This is a genomic window from Pseudomonas sp. MYb185 (assembly GCF_002979975.1).
Lineage (GTDB): Bacteria > Pseudomonadota > Gammaproteobacteria > Pseudomonadales > Pseudomonadaceae > Halopseudomonas.
The window spans coordinates 352,904-371,022 of the sequence record NZ_PCQD01000001.1; the positions used below are offsets into that span (position 1 = coordinate 352,904).

General features: G+C 61.9%; 20 protein-coding genes and 1 tRNA gene. 12 read left to right on the plus strand and 9 right to left on the minus strand.

The genetic code is table 11. The features are described 5' to 3' along the window. The first annotated feature begins 217 nt into the window (after positions 1 to 217). Complete coding sequence (locus CQ007_RS01605) at positions 218 to 2,128, plus strand: 3'-5' exonuclease (RefSeq protein WP_105643158.1); 1,911 nt, start codon at positions 218 to 220, stop codon at positions 2,126 to 2,128. 257 nt (positions 2,129 to 2,385) lie between these two features. Here the strand turns inward: CQ007_RS01605 and CQ007_RS01610 are convergent, their stop codons facing one another. Then, complete coding sequence (locus tag CQ007_RS01610; protein WP_105643159.1) at positions 2,386 to 2,721, minus strand: type II toxin-antitoxin system HicB family antitoxin; 336 nt, start codon at positions 2,719 to 2,721, stop codon at positions 2,386 to 2,388. Next, positions 2,718 to 2,972: a type II toxin-antitoxin system HicA family toxin gene (locus tag CQ007_RS01615; protein ID WP_105643160.1), complete on the minus strand. Its 255-nt coding sequence runs from the start codon at positions 2,970 to 2,972 to the stop codon at positions 2,718 to 2,720. The genes CQ007_RS01610 and CQ007_RS01615 overlap by 4 nt, the downstream gene beginning before the upstream one ends. A 111-nt stretch (positions 2,973 to 3,083) precedes the next feature. Between CQ007_RS01615 and CQ007_RS01620 the strand changes: the two genes are divergently transcribed. Both CQ007_RS01620 and CQ007_RS01625 read left to right on the plus strand, forming a co-directional pair. Further along, positions 3,084 to 3,254 (plus strand): phage antirepressor N-terminal domain-containing protein, encoded by a 171-nt coding sequence (locus CQ007_RS01620; RefSeq protein ID WP_105643161.1) that lies wholly within the window; start codon positions 3,084 to 3,086, stop codon positions 3,252 to 3,254. After that, entirely contained in the window at positions 3,211 to 3,729 is a 519-nt protein-coding gene (locus CQ007_RS01625; RefSeq protein ID WP_146114524.1) for a hypothetical protein, read from the plus strand. The genes CQ007_RS01620 and CQ007_RS01625 overlap by 44 nt, the downstream gene beginning before the upstream one ends. Here the strand turns inward: CQ007_RS01625 and CQ007_RS01630 are convergent. Continuing rightward, positions 3,708 to 3,784: transfer RNA gene (locus tag CQ007_RS01630), tRNA-Met, on the minus strand. The genes CQ007_RS01625 and CQ007_RS01630 overlap by 22 nt on opposite strands. A gap of 118 nt (positions 3,785 to 3,902) precedes the next feature. Next, a complete protein-coding gene (locus CQ007_RS01635) occupies positions 3,903 to 5,066 on the minus strand; it encodes an IS30 family transposase (protein ID WP_371919782.1) in 1,164 nt (387 codons plus the stop codon). Between the two features lie 179 nt (positions 5,067 to 5,245). Between CQ007_RS01635 and CQ007_RS01640 the strand changes: the two genes are divergently transcribed. Next, positions 5,246 to 6,427, plus strand: coding sequence for a GGDEF domain-containing protein (locus CQ007_RS01640; RefSeq protein WP_158256701.1), 1,182 nt, complete (start codon positions 5,246 to 5,248; stop codon positions 6,425 to 6,427). 35 nt (positions 6,428 to 6,462) lie between these two features. Then, complete coding sequence (gene dinB, locus CQ007_RS01645) at positions 6,463 to 7,515, plus strand: DNA polymerase IV (RefSeq protein WP_105643164.1); 1,053 nt, start codon at positions 6,463 to 6,465, stop codon at positions 7,513 to 7,515. Here dinB and CQ007_RS01650 read toward each other — a convergent pair. Beyond that, positions 7,504 to 7,950 (minus strand): hypothetical protein, encoded by a 447-nt coding sequence (locus CQ007_RS01650; RefSeq protein ID WP_105643165.1) that lies wholly within the window; start codon positions 7,948 to 7,950, stop codon positions 7,504 to 7,506. The genes dinB and CQ007_RS01650 overlap by 12 nt on opposite strands. A gap of 140 nt (positions 7,951 to 8,090) precedes the next feature. Between CQ007_RS01650 and CQ007_RS01655 the strand changes: the two genes are divergently transcribed. Then, positions 8,091 to 8,873: an SDR family oxidoreductase gene (locus CQ007_RS01655; RefSeq protein WP_105643166.1), complete on the plus strand. Its 783-nt coding sequence runs from the start codon at positions 8,091 to 8,093 to the stop codon at positions 8,871 to 8,873. A gap of 68 nt (positions 8,874 to 8,941) precedes the next feature. On the opposite strand, the gene CQ007_RS01660 is transcribed toward CQ007_RS01655, so the two are convergent. Both CQ007_RS01660 and CQ007_RS01665 read right to left on the minus strand, forming a co-directional pair. Further along, positions 8,942 to 9,382, minus strand: a complete 441-nt coding sequence (locus CQ007_RS01660) for a DUF2489 domain-containing protein (protein WP_105643167.1) — start codon at positions 9,380 to 9,382, stop codon at positions 8,942 to 8,944. A 2-nt stretch (positions 9,383 to 9,384) separates the two neighbouring features. Continuing rightward, positions 9,385 to 9,861 carry an LEA type 2 family protein gene (locus CQ007_RS01665; protein ID WP_158256702.1) on the minus strand — a complete coding sequence of 159 codons (477 nt, stop codon included), beginning with the start codon at positions 9,859 to 9,861 and terminating at the stop codon, positions 9,385 to 9,387. 107 nt (positions 9,862 to 9,968) lie between these two features. On the opposite strand from CQ007_RS01665, the gene CQ007_RS01670 reads away from it, so the two are divergent. Beyond that, positions 9,969 to 10,481, plus strand: a complete 513-nt coding sequence (locus tag CQ007_RS01670) for a hypothetical protein (RefSeq protein WP_105643169.1) — start codon at positions 9,969 to 9,971, stop codon at positions 10,479 to 10,481. A 1-nt stretch (position 10,482) separates the two neighbouring features. Here CQ007_RS01670 and CQ007_RS01675 read toward each other — a convergent pair whose 3' ends face one another. Then, positions 10,483 to 10,962: a YchJ family protein gene (locus CQ007_RS01675; RefSeq protein WP_105643170.1), complete on the minus strand. Its 480-nt coding sequence runs from the start codon at positions 10,960 to 10,962 to the stop codon at positions 10,483 to 10,485. A 106-nt stretch (positions 10,963 to 11,068) separates the two neighbouring features. Between CQ007_RS01675 and dinG the strand changes: the two genes are divergently transcribed. From dinG to pdxH, 3 genes are all read left to right on the plus strand, one after another. Continuing rightward, positions 11,069 to 13,201 (plus strand): ATP-dependent DNA helicase DinG, encoded by a 2,133-nt coding sequence (gene dinG, locus CQ007_RS01680; RefSeq protein WP_105643355.1) that lies wholly within the window; start codon positions 11,069 to 11,071, stop codon positions 13,199 to 13,201. A gap of 52 nt (positions 13,202 to 13,253) precedes the next feature. Continuing rightward, complete coding sequence (locus CQ007_RS01685) at positions 13,254 to 14,426, plus strand: serine hydrolase (RefSeq protein ID WP_105643171.1); 1,173 nt, start codon at positions 13,254 to 13,256, stop codon at positions 14,424 to 14,426. A 76-nt stretch (positions 14,427 to 14,502) separates the two neighbouring features. Beyond that, positions 14,503 to 15,144, plus strand: coding sequence for a pyridoxamine 5'-phosphate oxidase (pdxH, locus tag CQ007_RS01690; protein WP_105643172.1), 642 nt, complete (start codon positions 14,503 to 14,505; stop codon positions 15,142 to 15,144). A gap of 6 nt (positions 15,145 to 15,150) precedes the next feature. Here the strand turns inward: pdxH and CQ007_RS01695 are convergent, their stop codons facing one another. Next, the gene (locus tag CQ007_RS01695; RefSeq protein WP_105643173.1) at positions 15,151 to 16,395 is read right to left on the minus strand and encodes a TIGR03862 family flavoprotein; all 1,245 of its coding nucleotides are present in this window, start codon (positions 16,393 to 16,395) and stop codon (positions 15,151 to 15,153) included. 184 nt (positions 16,396 to 16,579) lie between these two features. Between CQ007_RS01695 and tesB the strand changes: the two genes are divergently transcribed. Together tesB and CQ007_RS01705 are read left to right on the plus strand one after the other, a co-directional pair. Beyond that, positions 16,580 to 17,452, plus strand: a complete 873-nt coding sequence (gene tesB, locus CQ007_RS01700; protein ID WP_105643174.1) for an acyl-CoA thioesterase II — start codon at positions 16,580 to 16,582, stop codon at positions 17,450 to 17,452. Between the two features lies 1 nt (position 17,453). Further along, complete coding sequence (locus CQ007_RS01705) at positions 17,454 to 18,038, plus strand: HAD family hydrolase (protein WP_371919774.1); 585 nt, start codon at positions 17,454 to 17,456, stop codon at positions 18,036 to 18,038. Positions 18,039 to 18,119 lie beyond the last annotated feature (81 nt).

Below are 18,119 nucleotides of genomic sequence, written 5' to 3' on the forward strand. Positions count from 1 at the left end.
TTGCGGTCAAGGATTGTGTACATTCGGAGCTGTGTCACCACTGATACGTTACAGCTCGCCAGGCTGGCGAGGTAGGACATCGAAGTCGGGGTAAGGGATGCCGAGGGATTTTCCTTCATCAAACCCATTAGCTGGGCGGCAAATCTGCCCTTTTTTCAGGGCTGTAAGCCTGTGGGCTATCTGCGGCACCCTGCAGGCCGGGCGGAGGGTGTGATTCATGGCCGCGATCATTCCCAGCCTCAGCACCATCCGCAGCATGACCCCGGGAGAGCGTCGTCTGGGGCAAAGGTTGGAAAGTCTGCTGGAAGACGACTATACCGTCTGGTATGACACCCCGGTGGGGCGGCAGCGACGCTATCCGGACTTCATCATCCTTCATCCTGGCCGAGGCCTGCTATTTCTGGAGGTGAAAGACTGGAAGCTGGACAGTCTCAAGCGTATCACGCCCCGAGATGTGGATATTCACACCCCAGACGGCCTGAAAACCGTTAGTAATCCGTTACAGCAAGCCCGCCAGTGTGCGCTTACCGCGATCAAACGCCTGCAGCGTGACGCGCATCTGCAGCAAACCTCGGAACAGTTCAAAGGTAAACTGTGCTTCCCCTGGGGCTATGGTGTGGTCTTTCCCAATATCACCCGCAAGCAGTGGAATGAGGTGATCAGCGAAGACCATCAGGAATTGGTGCTGCAGCCTCATCGTTTGATCTGCAAGGATGAGATGACGGCTACCGCCGACCCGGAAGCCTTTCAGGAGCAGCTGTGGGGAATGTTCGATTACGCCTTCGGCGACAAGCTCAGCCTCCCGCAGATTGATCGCATCCGCTGGAACCTGTTTCCGGAAATCCGCATCAGTGCACCGCAGCAAAGTCTGTTTGGCGAAGCGGAGGCAGATGGAGACGAGGAAGAGGGTGAAACGCTGGGGCAAGACGGTACCACCAGCGGCAAGGGCTCGGTCGAATCGCAATGCTACTACCACACCATCCCCGATATCGTTCGTGTGATGGACCTGCAGCAGGAACAACTGGCCCGGAGCATGGGCGAAGGCCACCGGGTCATTCATGGCGTGGCGGGGTCTGGCAAAACCCTCATTCTCGGCTACCGCTGCCTACGTTTGGCCCAGGCTGTCACCAAGCCGATCCTGGTACTGTGCTTCAACATTACCCTGGCTGCCCGGTTGCGTAGTTTTATTGCCGAAAAGGGCATCAAGGACAAGGTGCAGGTGCACCACTTCCACGAATGGTGCGGCCGGCAACGCAAAACCTATAACGTTGACCTGCTCACCGGCACGGCCCCTTACTGGGAACGGGAAGTGGACACTGTCATCCAGGCGGTGGACCAAGGCCATATTCCCCGTGCCCAGTACAGCGCGGTGATGATCGACGAAGGGCACGACTTCGAGCAGGACTGGCTCACCCTCATCGTGCAGATGATCGATCCCGACACCAACTCCCTGCTGCTGCTTTACGACGATGCCCAGTCCATCTACAAGAAGCGTAGCCTCAAGTTTCCCCTGTCCAGCGCTGGTATTCAGGCCCGGGGACGCACCACGATACTGAAACTGAACTACCGTAACACCCGTGAAATTCTCAGCTACGCCTACGATTTCGCCAGGGATTTCCTGCAAGCCCAGGACGCCGACGAAGATCACATTCCTCTCATTGCCCCAGAAGTGGCGGGCGCCAGCGGCCCGGCACCGCACTTCCGCCAGTTCGAAAACTTTAACGACGAAGCTCACTACATTGCCCGCTGCATCCGCAAATGGCATCAGAACGGCCAACCCCTCAACAACATCGCCGTGATCTACGGTCACCACTGGCAAGCTGAAACTCTGTTAAGAGCCCTGGATTCGGTGAATGTCCCCCATGCCTGGCTGAAAGACAACGCCAGCAAGAAAGCCTACGATGCTAATGCAGAACGCGTGGTCTTGCTAACCAGGCAAAGCAGCAAGGGGTTGGAGTTTGATACTGTGGTGTTGGCGGGCCTGGGTGGATTGAAGGATGACGAGGAGAGCTTGGAGAGCGAAGTACGGCTGCTGTATGTGGGGATGACGCGGGCGCGGCAGCAATTGTTGCTGACGGGAAGCGGGGAGAATTGGTTCGTGGAACAGTTTGGTGGATCGAGAAGCTGATCGGCTCGGCCAATACGAGTGAAGGGACCTGTGGATAGGGGATCGCGGTATTGGCTGGCTGCGACATCACAGATCTAGCAGGGCGATGCCGAAGGCGTTGGCGATCTTGAGCCGGGTTTCCTTGCGCGGTCGGGCTGCCTGTTCCTGCTGAGCTCGGGCTGACGTGACGTGACGTGGCGGGGCTCTGAGGGGCGTGAGCGGCAGGCATGACAAAGCCGCCTCGGAGGGCGGCTTGAGAGGCAGACTCACGGTGGCAGTCAGGCGTGATGCGTCTCGCGGCTGAGCACGTCGACAACCCATTGGTTGATGCTCTTTTGGGCCAGATCGGCCTGCAAGGCAACGGAGGCATGCAGCTCCGGTTCCAGCCGCAGGCTGAGCTTGCCGGAGTAGGGCTTCTGCGGCGCTCGGTTGAGCCTTTCGCAGGTGTCGAGATAGTCATCCACGGCTTCTTCGAAGGCGCTGCGCAGTTCCTGGACTGAATCGCCGTGGAAGCCGATCACGTCACGGATGCCGGCGATGTGGCCAACGAACAGGCCGTCCTCGTCGCTGTATTCAATACGGGCGGCATAGCTCTTGTAGTGCATCGCTTTCATGGGGTAACTCCTGCTTGCTCAAGGAAGGCCCGCGCATCACGCACCTGGTAGGGCTTCGCTTCTTTATCCGGGTGTGGCCGGTGAAAGGTGCCGACCACATCATTCAGCTCAAAGCGCACACGCGAGCCGTTGCCTTCAATGGTTTTGGCCCCGGCAGCCACAAACAGGGATTCGATCCGCGCCCATTCCAGGGTATTGGGCACAGGCTTGCTGAATATGGCTTTCAGGGTGTTGCGCTGCTTGCTGTTCATGGTATCAAATTATGATACTGTTATGCGGCGAAAGCAAGAGTGTTGACATGTGTTGACGCCCTGCGGATGAGCCGTATGTAGTGATGAAAACAGTAGTCACCAATCCTGCCCATGCGTGAACTGACTGCTTGGTTGATGACCATCAGCCCCAACAAAGTTAAACCTGAACTGAGCGACAAAATCATCCGCTACCAAGAAGAATGCGACAATGCGTTGTGGGACTACTGGACCAAGGGTGGTGCTGTTCGCCCTGGTGCGCCGAATATCGGTGATCCGCGATGATCTGCTCAGTGACGAGGCGGCCGAGGTGTTCGCCATCATGGTGCGTTCGCGCATGGAGCAACTGGGGGCGAAAACGGGCGCCAGTGTCATGGCTGGGCGGCAAGAGCGACTGAAAGAGGAGCTGCAGCGTCTGGTTGATGCGGTAGCGACCCTTGGCGTCAGTGAGGCACTGGCTCAGCGAATACGCAGCACAGAGCGCGAGTTGCGCACGATCGAAGAGGAGATCCGTGTTGCAGCGGACGCAGCGCCAGAGCGCATTGATGCGGGCAAGGAACTGCGGAAACTGTTGATGAACCTGGAAGGTGCACTCAAGGCCAGCCCGACTGAAGCACGGCATGCCGTCAGCGAGATACTTGGCCCGGTGAAGATACAGCTGAAGGAAGCCCAGGTGTGGGCTGAAATAGCAACCGGCCCCGCTCTGCGTATAGCAGTCGGAGCCGGGTACCCTATAACTGGTTGCGGGGGCAGGATTTGAACCTACGACCTTCGGGTTATGAGCCCGACGAGCTACCAGACTGCTCCACCCCGCGTCTGAGGTGGCTCATTCTACGGATTTGAGAGGTGCTGTCAAGCATTTGATGCAAAAAGAATTTTTGGGGGCTGCTCGACCAGCGGAAGGGACACTTCTGAAAAATGTATGAGGTGAGTTCAACCGGTCAGTGCAACTATTTCGTTTAGTTTCTCAGCTGGTGATAAGTATCTCAACGTTTTCCGTGGGCGTTGATTCAATCGCAAGGCTATTTCATCCAGCTGCGCTTGTGTCCATCCTGATAAGTCTGTGCCCTTGGGGAAATACTGGCGCAGCAAACGGTTGGTATTCTCGTTGCTGCCTCTCTGCCAAGGGCTCTGGGGGGCACAGAAGTAGACCTGAACGTCAGTGGCTACAGTAAATTTTTTGTGGCCACCTAATTCGCCGCCTCGATCCCAGGTTAACGTCTTTTTCAGAGCTGCAGGCAGTTTGTTAACCTCTCTGCAGAGAGCGGACACAACGCTCTCTGTATCTTTTCCGTTGACCTGTACGAGCATTGTGAATCGCGACTGGCGCTCCACCAGCGTGGCAATATGCGAGTTCTTAGAGCCCGAGATCAAGTCACCTTCCCAGTGGCCGGGTACTGCACGATCTTCTACTTCAGGCGGGCGCTCCCGAATAGAGATGGCATCAACGATACTTGTCTTTCGCTCCGTCGCCTCTGTGGTCGAATGCTTTGACCTTCGCATCCCTCGTCGAGAACGCAGGTGCTTTACCAGCTCTTTTTTCAGCACACCTCTGGCCTGGACAAATAAGCTGCGGTAAATGGTTTCGTGGGATATCTGCATCGCTGAATCGTCCGGGAATTGGCGCTGAAGCCAACCTGATATTTGTTCAGGCGACCAGTCTAGCTGAAGCTTCTTCGCTACAACTTGCTGAAGCACTTGGTTTTCAGCCAGCAAACACTGTTTGGGCCGCTTCGCTTGATCCCATGCTCTTTTATCAGCGGTGTTTGCACGATATTTTGTGCGACCACCGTTACGACCAACCTCCCGGCTTACTGTCGAAACGGATCGGTCAATCAATTTGGCTATGTGCCGCAGCGAAAGCCCGGCAGACAATCCCCGCGAAATCTCTTCTCGCTCCGACAGAGAAAGAACGAGATCGGACCGCGTCCGATTTGGAGGCGAGATACCACCATGAATGGCTAACACGCCGCTGATGGAGCCTGCGTGTTTACCCAGCGCTCGGCCTATTTCACTCAGAGACTGTCCTTTTCGCCATCTAAGCCAGAGCTCTCGCTTTTGTGAAGCTGAGAACCCGCGCGCCTTCATCGTTGCCATGAGTGAATGCCCAGTTTTGTGATAAATGCAGTATGTTGCATTCACCGGTTGAACTCACCTGATACCTTTTTGATATCATTTTTCCGCCTGTTTAGCAGGCCGGTGGCGGCTGCTGTGCGTCGCTGGAGATGCCCCGGCATCCGTGCTATACGAGGCGGGAACATAATAAAAGGATGACTATGAGTCCTTCGGCAAACCCCTACCAGATTTCCGGGCTATTGGCTGAGTTCGCTGATCCGGCGGTTGAGCAGGCCTACCGGGAGCATATGCTGCCGTTGGTGGTACGCCATCTGCGGGTGGCGCTATGGGTCTGGGGTGGGTTGATTCTGCTGTTCGGTGTGCCTGACCTGCAGGCGCTGGGGTGGGGAAGGGATTTCATCATTCTTTTGAGTTGCCGGTTATTGCAGGCCGGCCTGCTGTTCGGTCTGGCATTCCTGCTGGGTAGCAAACCGCAGTGGGCCTCCAATGGCTGTGCCGTCACCGGGCTGGAGATCTTCGGGTTCTTTCTGTTCCTGCCAATCTACTTCCTGCGCCCGGATATCGCCTCCTTCACTGTAACGGTCATTGGATTGATGCTGTTGGCGATGTTTCTGTTCGTGCCCAACCGCCTGATCCTGACGCTGCTGGCAGCGCTGGTCGGCTACGTATTGACGCTGGCCTGCATTGCCCTGAAGGGGCATGGTGCGGAGATATTCGTCGGCGCTGCCTTTCTGTTGATGCTGCCGGTGATAACCGGTTTCTTCGCTGCCCAGCAGTTGCATATAGTGCAGCGCAAACAATACGCCATGTTCAATCAGGCGAGGCAGGCCAACCGGGAACTGGAGCAGGAGGTGGAGCGGCGCAAGCTGCTGGAACTGGAACTCAGCCGTCAGGCTACCACCGACCCGCTGACCGGATTGCCCAACCGGCGCCAGTACGAGATGCTGTTCCGCCGCGAGCGCGAACGCTGCCGACGGCAGAATACGGCGATTTCCGTGGCCATGGCCGACCTGGACTCGTTCAAGGCCCTGAACGACGAGCTGGGACATGATGCCGGTGATCTTGCCCTCAAGCATGTGGCCAGGCTGTTTCAACAGCATCTGCGCGAAGGCGATGTGGTTGGGCGCTTTGGTGGTGAGGAATTCGTTATTGTGCTGCCGGACACCGGTGCCGCCGAGGCGCAGCTGGTTGTCGAGCGGCTCAGGAGCATGCTGGAAGGCACCCCGGTCGTGCTCAAGGGGCAACCGCGGTGCATCACCGCGACTTTTTCCGTTTCCGTGGTGCAGGAAGACGAGAGCGAGGTCGCCCAGGCGCTGCGCCGGGTAGATGAGGGGCTGTACCAGGGCAAGCGTGCCGGTCGCAATCGGGTAATGGTCGTCTGATACACTATCCGCTATCTTCAGTCGGACTTTCGGCCTTGCGCAAGATCATTCATATAGACTGCGATTGCTTCTATGCCGCCATCGAGATGCGCGACGACCCGCGCCTGCGTCATCGTCCGCTGGCAGTGGGAGGCGACCCGGGCAAGCGTGGCGTGATCGCTACCTGCAATTATGAGGCGCGTACCTATGGCGTGCGTTCGGCCATGGCGTCGGCCTACGCTAAAAAGCTCTGCCCCGACCTGCTGATCGTCCCCGGCCGGATGTCGGTGTACCGCGAGGTATCCGCCGCCATCCAGGCCATCTTTCATGAATACACCTCGCTGGTACAGCCGCTGTCGCTGGATGAGGCTTTTCTCGATGTCACTGACAGTCAGGCATGCCGCGGCAGTGCCACCCTGATAGCCGAAGAAATCCGCCAGCGGGTGAGCGATACCCAGGGCATCACCGTCTCGGCAGGGGTGGCACCGAACAAGTTCCTGGCGAAGATCGCCAGTGACTGGAACAAGCCCGATGGTCTCAAGGTGATTCTCCCCGGGGAGGTCGACGAGTTCGTGCTGGCGTTGCCGGTGAACCGCCTGCACGGCGTGGGCAAGGTCACGGCGGCGCGGTTGCACAAGCATGGCGTGGACACCTGCGCCGAGTTGCGGCAATGGCGCAAGCAGGATCTGGCCCGGGAGTTCGGCAGTTTCGGCGAGCGGTTGTGGGAGTTGGCCAGGGGTATCGATGATCGGCCGGTGGTGGTGGACCAGGTGCGGCAGTCGGTGAGTGTGGAGAACACCTATGAGCACGACCTGCCGGATCTGCCGGCCTGTCTCGGGGCGTTGCCGCCGCTGCTCGACAAGCTGGCCCAGCGCCTCGGGCGGCTGGACGGGCAGTACCGGGTCAGCAAGCCGTTCGTCAAACTCAAGTTCCACGACTTCACCCAGACCACCCTGGAGCAGGCGGGGGCGCCGATCACTCCCCAGGGCTTCGAGGAGCTATGCGCCCAGGCGTTTGCGCGGGGTGGCCGGCCGGTGCGCCTGATCGGCGTCGGTGTGCGCCTGGACAATGCCCACAGTCCACTGGGCGAGCAACTGCTACTGTTCTGAGGTGGCGGCCTTGCTGCAGGCGGGGCACAGGTGTTCCTCACCACGCGGGGTCCAGCCCAGCTGGCCGATCCGTTGTACCGCCTTGGCGGTGCGCTGCTGCAGGTTGTCCTTTTCTTCCGCAAGAAACTCGAAGGCCTGTTCCCGCTTGCATTCATCACAATGGATCGACCAGCCGAGCACCATCTGGCCGTTCAGGTTCGGCCCCTGGGCGGTGGCGGTCCATTGCCCGGCCGGGTTGATCAGATAACGGACCTTGCCCACCACCAGCGGTAGCGGCAGATCCCGGCTGCCCTTGACGGTGCAGATCAGGGTGTCGCCCGGTTGGATACCGCCACCCTGGCCAGTGACCTGGTACAGGCCGGGGGCGACGGTACGGCATTCGATCAGGGTATGTGAGGGGTTGAGCGCCGTGCGCCGGAAATCATGTTCAGCCATTGGAAAGCCCGTCAGTTTGAGAGCCACATGATAACACCGGTGCAGGGTGACATATCACTGTGCTCACTGATGGTCTGTGTCGGCGCCGGCTATCTATATGATCGGTTATCTATCTGGCAATCAAAACAAGAGGACTCACCATGAGCGTAATGCAATTGTTCGATCTGACCGGCAAGGTGGCACTGATCACCGGTGGCACCAAGGGCTTGGGCCTGCAGATGGCCGAAGCGCTGGGCGAACAGGGTGCGAAGATCTTCCTCAATGCGCGCAATGCCGCCGAGGTGGAGGAAGTGGTTGCCCAACTGAATGCCCGTGGTATCGAAGCCGACGGTATCGCCTGCGACCTGGGCAAGCTCGACACCAACCCGATCACTACCCTGGTGGATGCTGCCGAAGCACGTTTCGGTACCGTGGACGTCCTGGTCAACAACGCCGGTACCACCTGGGGCCAGCCCGCCGTCGAGCACAGCTATACCGGCTGGAAGAAGGTGATGGAGCTGAACGTGGATGTATGCTTCCTGCTGGCCCAGGAAGTGGCGCGGCGGTTCATGATTCCCCGACGCTCGGGCAAGATCATCAATATCGCCTCGATTGCCGGTCTCAAGGGTAACCGTCCGTCGAGTGGCGTGTTCACCGTGGCCTACAACACCAGCAAGGCCGCAGCGATCAACCTGACTCGCGCCCTGGCTGGCGAGTGGGGCCCCTACAACATCAATGTCAATGCGATCTGCCCCGGCTATTTCCCGACCAAACTGGCCAAGGGCCTGGACCGGGTGAGCGAGATGATCAAGGAAACCACCCCGCTGGGTCGTGTCGGTGGTGAGGAAGACATCAAGGGGCTGGCGCTGTTCTTCGCCACAGAAGCCTCGCGCCACGTGACCGGCCAGGCGGTAGCGGTAGATGGTGGTAACTCGGTAGTCTGAGCACGATCATCCGGTTGGCGGGCACCTGTCCGCCGACTCGGCTTGGCCCTGGGCAGTTCCGGCTGGCGTTATTGCAGGCCGCTGCCCAGGCGTTGCGCCAACTGCTGTAGCTCGGCGCCGTGTTGCTGTTCCAGGGTATCCAGTAGTCGCTGATGCAGACGGCGCTGGGCCTGGGGCAGATCCTTCCAGCCCTGGTGGGTAGGGATATGGGCGGTGGCATCATAGATGGTGTCCAGCACCTGGATATCCAGCTCGGCGCGCCGCGGCCCGCTGTAATTGTCCAGCAGTACCTTGATGCGGATCGCCCCCTCGATCATCGGCAACTGCCCGCTGAGCAGGCTCTGGGCAAGAATGCGGATATCGCCTTCCAGACGCGTGTTGCGCTCCTGCTGCTGCCGGGCCTGACGTTGCTGATTACGCCAGACACGGTGCCACAGTAACGCGGCGTACACGGCAAGGCCGAAGATGATGATCAGGCCGGCGACCACCAGCCAGTCGGTTTTATTCATGTTCAGAAACTCAGGTCGGCGGGATCGAGGGTGCCTTCTTCATGCAGGCTGAGTCTGGGTGCCCAGAACAGTCCTGTGCTGATGTGCCCGTCGATCCGGTAATCGACCGGCTGCTGGTGCTCCACCAGCTTCACCAGGTCGCCCAGGTGGCGCCAGATATTCGAGCGTACCGTGACATCGAAGTACTCCGAGCCGTAGGCAGGGACGTTGAAGGCCCGGTCGGTGACCCCGGTGGCCAGGCGCATATCATTCAGATAAACCCGGTAATGCATGCCGCGGATCGGCAGGTTGCGGTCGTTGGGGTTGTCGACGCGCAGGCGCAGGCGGAAGGACTGTTCCCAGAGATTGGACTTGAGCATTTCCACATTGGCCAGGGTGACTTCCGGCTCGGTATAGGATCGGTTGAATACCGCGCAACCGTTCAGGCTGAACAGGCCGGCCAGCAGTATTGCCAGCATCATGCCAGGTGAACGAATCATCAAGTGAAGCCCCTCCATTTTAACCGCGCGCCTCGTTATATGAGAAGTTGTCGGCGACCGGCAGCCTGTCCATACTAACCCCTAAATCTATACAAGGGAGTGACAAGATGGCAGCTTTCGAGGTGGTTTTCCACGGTCAGGTGCGGCCCGAGGTGGCGCCGGAGCAGGCCCGGGTACGTATCGGCCAGTTGTTCCAGGTGGGTGACCGGCAGCTCGATGTGCTGTTTTCCGGGCGACGGGTCGTGATCAAGCAGGGGCTGGATCAGGCCGCCGCGGAAAAGTACCGCCAGGCCATCGAGCGGGCGGGGGCAATGTGCGAGATACAACCGATGGCGGACGGCGCAGCCACTGCCGGCACATCGGCCGAGCAGCGTACTGCCAACGCCTTGCCGCCGCGGGACGAGTTCATGGCGGCGTTCAGCGATGTCGAAGCGCCGGACCTGCCATTGGCGCCGCTGGGCGCGGACATGCAGGACAGCTACACCAACCACGCGCCGCTGCATATCGACCTCTCGGCCTTCAGCCTGGCACCGCCGGGCAGTGACCTGGAACAACTGCCGGAGCCCGCAGCGCCGCCCGCACCGGATGTCAGCCATCTGCGGGTAGCCGACGGGGAATGAGCTAATAGCGGCAGCACTGCTTGAACTTGCGTCCTGATCCGCAGGGGCAGGGATCGTTGCGTCCGACATTCAGCGGATGGTTGGGATCGATGAAGTACCAGCGCTCGCCCAGCTTGCAGAAGTCCGAGCACTCCAGGTGACTGTGCTGGCTGCCGTCCGGATCGGCCCAGCGGGCGGTGAAGGTGACCTGGGCGCGGCTGGCGTTACCGCTGGCTGGATCTTCCCGCTCCACGCTCAGGCCCAGCCAGCGGCTGTCATGGCTCCATTGCGTCATGGCCCGGCGGTTCAGCAGGGCCTGTTGCGCGGGCAGGGTGGTCGCCACCAGATAGTCGATCAGCCCCAGCGCATAGGCGCTGTAGCGTGAGCGCATCAGCCGGCCGGCATGGGCGGCGGGGCGGCCTTCATGCAGAGGCTGGCAACACTCGGCATAGGGTTGGCCGTCGCCGCAGGGGCAGGGCGCTGTGGCAGGAAGGGTGGACATGCTGGTCACCTGTAGGGTCTGCTGGTTGCATGATGGCCCGCTGGGCGTACCCGCGCCCGCTGCCGTTCGCCAGATGTTATCATCCGCGCTCTGCTTCGGAGTCCGCATGCTCAACGATGACCTCAAAGGCCAGATCCAGACGGCCTACCGCACCTTCCTCGAAAACAAGTCGCTGAAGCCGCGCTACGGCCAGCGGGTGATGATTGCCGAGGTGGCAAAACTGTTCGGCGGCGTCGATCTGGACGAGGAAGGGCATCGTGATGGCGAGCCGGCGGTGGCGGTGGTGGAAGCGGGCACGGGTACCGGCAAGACCGTGGCCTACTGCCTGGCGGGCATTCCCATCGCCAAGCACCTGGGCAAGCCGCTGGTGATCTCCACCGCCACGGTGGCGCTGCAGGAGCAGATCGTGCTCAAGGACCTGCCGGACATCCAGCGCAACGCCGGGCTGAACTTCCACTTCGCCCTGGCCAAGGGGCGCGGTCGCTACGTGTGCCTGTCCAAGCTCGACCAACTGCTGCAGGACAACCAGTCGCTGGCCAGCCGGCAGCAGGGGTTCGCCGATGAAGGCTTCCATATCGATGTGGACGAGGCCGGACTCAAGCTGTACACGCGCATGGTCGAAGCGCTGGGCAGCAACAAGTGGGATGGCGAACGCGACTCCTGGCCCGAGGCGTTGGATGACCAGGACTGGTCGCGGCTGACCACTGACCATATCCAGTGCACCAATCGTCGCTGTGGGCATTTCAACCAGTGCGTGTTCTACAAAGCCCGCGAAGGCATCCAGAAGATCGATGTGATCGTCACCAACCATGACCTGGTGCTGGCCGACCTGGCGCTGGGCGGCGGTGCGATCCTGCCCGACCCGCGCGATTGCCTCTATGTATTCGATGAAGGCCATCATCTGCCGGACAAGGCGATCTCCCACTTCGCCCACCACACGCGGATGGCGGCCACCGCCGACTGGCTGGACCAGTTGGACAAGAACCTGAGCAAGCTGTTGGCGCAGCATCCGCTGCCGGGGGATTTCGGTCGCCTGCTCGAGCAGGTGCCGCAGCTGGCGCGTGAGCTCAAGCCGCACCAGCAATTCATGACCCAGGCCCTGGGCGAGGTGGCGGATTTCGCCAGCGCCGAGGACATGGCCGGGCAGACCCGCCCGCAATATCGCTTCGAGCACGGCGTGGTGCCGGAGCACCTGCGCGAGATGTCGGTGGAGCTCAAGGCCGGTTTCGGACGTATCAGCGACCTGCTGCAGCGCATGGTCGACATGCTCAAGGACGCCATGGATGGTGAGGTGGTCGGTGTGCACCAGACCCAGGCCGAGGAATGGTACCCGCTGTTCGGCGCGCTGCAGGCCCGGGCCGAGAGCAACTGGACGTTGTGGACCCAGTTCAGCCTGGTCGATGCCGAGGACAAGCCGCCGACGGCGCGCTGGCTCACGCTCACCGAGCAGAGCGATCTGGATGTGCATGTCAGCCCGATACTGGCTGCCGATACGCTGCGCCAGTATCTCTGGCACACGGCCTTCGCCGCTCTGGTGACCTCGGCTACCATCACCGCGCTGGGCCGCTTCGACCGGTTCAGTCATCGCGCCGGGTTGCCGAAGAGTGCGGTCTGCACGCTGGCGCCCAGCCCGTTCCGCTATGCCGAGAGCGGCGTGCTGCGGGTGCCGAACCATGGCGCTGACCCGCGCGACAATGCCGGGCACAGCGCGGCGATCATCGAACATCTGCCCGATATGTTGCAGAACGAGCCTGGCAGCCTGGTGCTGTTCTCCTCGCGCCGGCAGATGCTCGAGGTGTATGCCGGCCTGCCGGCGGCGTTCCGCGAACGGGTGCTGGTGCAGGGTGACCTGTCCAAGCAGGAACTGATCCGCCAGCACCGGGCCCGGGTCGATGATGGTCAGCCCAGCGTGATCTTCGGTCTGGCCAGTTTTGCCGAGGGCGTCGACCTGCCGGGCAAGTACTGCGAGCATGTGGTGATCGCCAAGATCCCCTTCGCGGTACCGGATGATCCGGTGGAGGCGGCGCTGTCGGAATGGATCGAGCGCAACGGCGGTAACCCGTTCATGGAGATCGCGGTACCGGATGCCTGCCTGCGGCTGGTGCAGGCCTGTGGCCGGCTGCTGCGTACCGAACAGGACACCGGCACCGTTACCCTGCTGGATCGGCGGCTGGTCACCCAGCGTTACGGCAAGGCGATTCTGAATGCCTTGCCGCCGTTTCGCCGAGAGATCGACTGACGCCTTCATCGCGGTTACGCTTGGACGGCCCCAATCGGATGACGGAATTTACATGACCCAGGTACAAGGCTATTTCGACCCCCGCTTCGAGTCCGTGCGCGAACTGTTCGCCCAGCAGAAGAGCGATCCCCAGGCCCGTGGTGCGGCGCTGTGCGTCACGGTCGGTGACGACACCGTGCTGGACCTGTGGCAGGGGGTGACCGACAAGGACAACAGCAAGGTCTGGGAGCAGGACACCCTGGTCAATGTGTTTTCCTGTACCAAGCCGCTGGGCGCGGTGGCGCTGCTGCAGCAGGTACAGGCGGGGCGCATCGGCCTCGACGCTCCGCTGGCTGAGGTCTGGCCCGAGTTTGCCCAGGCCGGCAAGCAGCATGTCACCCTGCGCCAGATTCTCAGCCACCGCTCCGGGCTGTCGGCCATCAGCGCGCCGCTGGCCCCTGAAGCCCTGTTCGACTGGCAGGCGATGACGGCGGCGCTCGCCGCCCAGCAGCCCTGGTGGACGCCTGATGCAAGCCACGGTTACGCGCCGCTGACCTATGCCTGGCTGCTCGGCGAGCCGCTGCGCCGGTTGAGTGGACAGATGCCTGGCGACTACCTGCGCGAGCATGTCTGCCAGCCACTGGGCATGGACTTCCATGTTGGCGTGGTGGACGCCGATCTGTCGCGTATCGCGCATGTCTCGCGGCTACGCAACCAGTACGGTGATCAATATGCGCGGGATCTGTTCGCGGCCATGGGCGATGCCGATGGCTTGAGCTGGAAGGCCTTCGCCAACCCCAGCAGCCTGCAGACCAGTACCAACAAGAGAGAGTGGCAGCAGGCGCAGATCCTGGCGGCCAATGGCACCGGTAATGCCCGCTCGCTGGCGCGCTTCTGGCAAGTCATGGCCCATGATGGCCGGTTGGGTGACACGCAGTTGCTGGATGCCGAACTGGTTGCCCTGATGCGCCGGGAACACAGTGCCGGGTTGGATCGCACCCTGCACTGCCCGACCCGTTTCGGCCTGGGCGTGATGCTGGAGCAGGAATGGCAGGGCGGCAGTTTCGGCATGGGGCCGAATGCCTTCGGCCATCCGGGGGCGGGCGGAGCGCTGGGCTTTGCCGATCCCGATGCGCAGGTCGGTTTCGGCTATGTGACCAATGCTATGGGGCCCTATGTGTTGACCGACCCGCGCGCTGGCGAACTGAGCCGGGCGGTGTACCGCTGCCTGCGCGAGCATCGATAGCCATCCTTGTCCAAGGTCAACAGAGCCCGGCTGATGCGGTGCTAGAATTATCGTTACCCTTTTCAGGAGCATGTGAATGAAGCTCAGCATTGCCGATATGCGCCGCAACTACACCCGTGACGGGCTGCTGGAGAGCCAGGCCCCGGACGATCCCTTCGCCCTGTTCGGTACCTGGTTCAGCCAGGCGGTGGAGGTCGAATCGACTGAACCCAATGCGATGATGCTGGCCAGTGTCGATGCCGAGGGCCAGCCGCATCTGCGTACACTGCTGCTCAAGGGCTTCGACCCGCGGGGCTTCGTGTTCTTTACCAACTACCAGAGCGCCAAGGGCGAGCAGTTGCTGGCCCATCCGCTGGCGGCCATGACCTTCTGGTGGCCGGACCTGGAGCGCCAGGTACGCATCGAGGGGCGGGTCGAGCAGGTCAGTGACGAAGAGTCGGATGTGTACTACCACAGCCGCCCGCTGGGCAGCCGCCTCGGTGCCTGGACCTCGCCGCAGAGCCAGGTGATCAGCGGCAGGGAAGCGCTGGAGCAGCGTCTGGCCGCGGTCGAGGCCCAGTACGCCGATAGCGCGCCGCCAAGACCACCTTACTGGGGTGGTTTCCGCGTGGTGCCGCAGGTGATCGAGTTCTGGCAGGGTCGCCCCAGCCGCCTGCATGACCGCCTGCGCTACCGGTTGGACAACGGCCAGTGGCTGCGTGAAAGACTCGCGCCCTGAGCGCTGTTATTCCCCCAGCCAGTCGATCACGCCCCGCGCCGCCACCAGTCCGCTGGCAAAGCAGGCGGTGAGTAGATAGCCGCCGGTCGGCGCTTCCCAGTCGAGCATCTCCCCGGCGCAGAACACGCCGGGGATCGCCTTGAGCATCAGCCGCTCATCCAGCGCCTGGGCCATGACACCCCCGGCGCTGCTGATCGCCTCATCCAGCGGACGGGTAGCCAGCAGGCGAATCGTTAGTCCCTTGATACCCCCGGTCAGTTGCTCGGGGTCAGCCAGTTGCGACTTGTCCAGGCACTCATGCAGCAGGGTGCTTTTCACCGCGTCGAGTCCGGCGCGTTTGCGCAGAATGCTGGACAGGGACTGCCCCTTGCGTGGTTGGGCCAGCAGGCTGGCCAACTGGCTATGGCTGCGGTCGGGTGCCAGGTCCAGTTGCAGCTCGGCATATCCCTGTTGCTGGATCAGTTCGCGCAGCGGTGCGGACAGGGCATAGATCAGACTGCCTTCCAGCCCGTCTGCAGTGACGATGCACTCGCCGCGGCGTTGATGCTGCTGGCCATCGCAGCCGGTCACGCTGGCGATCACCTGCTTCAGCGGCTGGCCGGCGAAGCGCTGGCGCAGATGCTCGCTCCAGTTGGCGGTGAAGCCGCAGTTGGCTGGCAGCAATTCGCGCACCGCCACCCCGCGCTCGCGCAGCAATGGTACCCAACTGCCATCCGAACCGAGTCGCGCCCAACTGCCGCCGCCCAGTGCCAGCACCACGGCGGCCGCCTCAACCTGCTGCTGCCCCTCCGGGGTGGTGAACAGCAGATGCTGTTGTGCATCCCAGCCCTGCCAGCGGTGACGTGTATGCAACTGCACGCCGCTGTCGCGCAGGCGTTTGAGCCAGGCCCGCAACAGCGGCGCGGCTTTCATATCGGCGGGAAACACCCGGCCGGAGGAGCCGACGAAGGTATCGATACCCAACCCGTGAATCCACTCGCGCAGCGCCGGGCCGTCCAGTTGCTGCAACCATTGGCCGACCCAGGGAGCGGCTTCGCGGTAGCGGCCGGCAAACGCCTCGGCCGGTTCGGAATGGGTAATGTTCATGCCGCCGACGCCAGCCAGCAGGAACTTGCGCCCGACCGAGGGCATGGCGTCATACAAGGCTACGCGCAGGCCGGTCCGGGCCAGTTGCTCGGCGGCCATCAGGCCGGCGGGGCCACCGCCGATGACGGCGACCAGGGGACGCTGGGAAGGGGAGGTTACGGGCATGCTCGGTTCCATTGTGAATTGCCGCGCAGTGTAGCGCAGACCCTGCCAGGGCGGCATTAACAAGGGAACACTGTAAGAATTGGGCGCCGGGGTTTAAAATCCCCCTCCTTTGGGGTGCGACACTCTGTCGCGAACCTGCGTCGTTCGCTCCGGCCCTTGGCCGGAAGATAGTCGAGGAATCGTTATGAGCCAATTGCTGGATAATCTGGTCAGTCTGCTGGCCCTGGAAAAGATCGAGGAAAACCTGTTCCGCGGCAGAAGCGAGGATCTGGGTTTTCGCCAGCTGTTCGGCGGGCAGGTGCTGGGCCAGGCGTTGTCGGCGGCCAGCCAGACCGTCGCGCCCGAGCGCAAGGTCCATTCGGTGCATGGCTACTTCCTGCGTCCGGGCGATGCCAGCCTGCCGATCGTCTATCAGGTGGAGTCCCCCCGTGACGGTGGCAGTTTCACTACCCGCACGGTCAGTGCCATCCAGAAGGGCCGGGCGATCTTCACCCTGATGGCATCCTTCCACGGTGAGGAGCGGGGCGTGTCTCACCAGTCGCCGATGCCACAGGTGGCGGGGCCGGAAGGGCTGAAGAACGAACTGGAAGTCTGCCTGGAGAACCAGCATCTGCTGCCCGAAGCCGTGCGCGAAAGCGTGCTGTGCGCCAAGCCGATCGAGATCCGCCGGGTCAATGGCTACAACCCGTTCAAGCCGACGCGCTCCGAGCCGGTGCAGTACATCTGGTTCCGGGCCGACGGCCAGCTCCCCGACGACGATCAGCTGCACCGCTACCTGTTCGCCTACGCCTCGGATTTCAATCTGCTCAGCACGGCTGCGTTGCCGCATGGTATTTCCAGCTGGTCGCCGCACATGCAGGTGGCCAGCCTCGATCATGCGGTCTGGTTCCACCGCCCGTTGCGCATGGATGACTGGCTGCTGTACGCCATGGACAGCCCGTCTGCCAGTGGCGCGCGTGGCCTGTCCCGTGGCCTGGTATACAACCGCGCTGGTGAACTGGTGGCGTCGGTGGCCCAGGAGTCGCTGATGCGCGACCGCAGCCAGCAGGATAAATGACATGCAGGCGCGTGGCTGGATCTTCGATCTGGATGGCACCCTGACGGTAGCCCAGCACGACTTTCCGGCGATCCGATGGGAGCTGGGCATTCCTGCCGATGAGGACATCCTGGTGCACCTGGGTCGTCTGCCAATTGCCGAGCGTGAGCAGCTCAATGCCCGGCTCGATGCCATCGAGCTGCGCCTGGCCGCCGAAGTGGCGCCGGCGCCGGGTGCCGCCGAGTTGGTGCGTGAGCTGCATGGCAACGGCATGCACCTGGGTATTCTGACGCGCAACCTGCGCCAGGTGGCGATGGCCTCCCTCGAACGTATCGGCATACTTGATTGCTTTGCGCCGGAACATATCATCGGCCGCAACGATGCACCGCCCAAGCCGGCCCCGGATGGCATTCACCATCTGCTCGCTGACTGGCAACTGCAGCGCAGCGAGGCGGTGATGGTCGGCGACTTCCATTTCGATCTGCAGGCGGGCCGGGCGGCTGGCTGCAACACCTGCCTGGTCTTCCCGGACAATGCCTGGCCGGAACTCACCGACCTGCATGTCCCGGACTGCCACGCGCTGCTGGCGCACCTGCAGGCGAGGTAAGCCGCTGACAGTCTCTGTTGGTCCGTGCCTATGGATCGCTTCACCGCTTTGCGGTTCGCAATGACGAGGGGGCGTATCTGT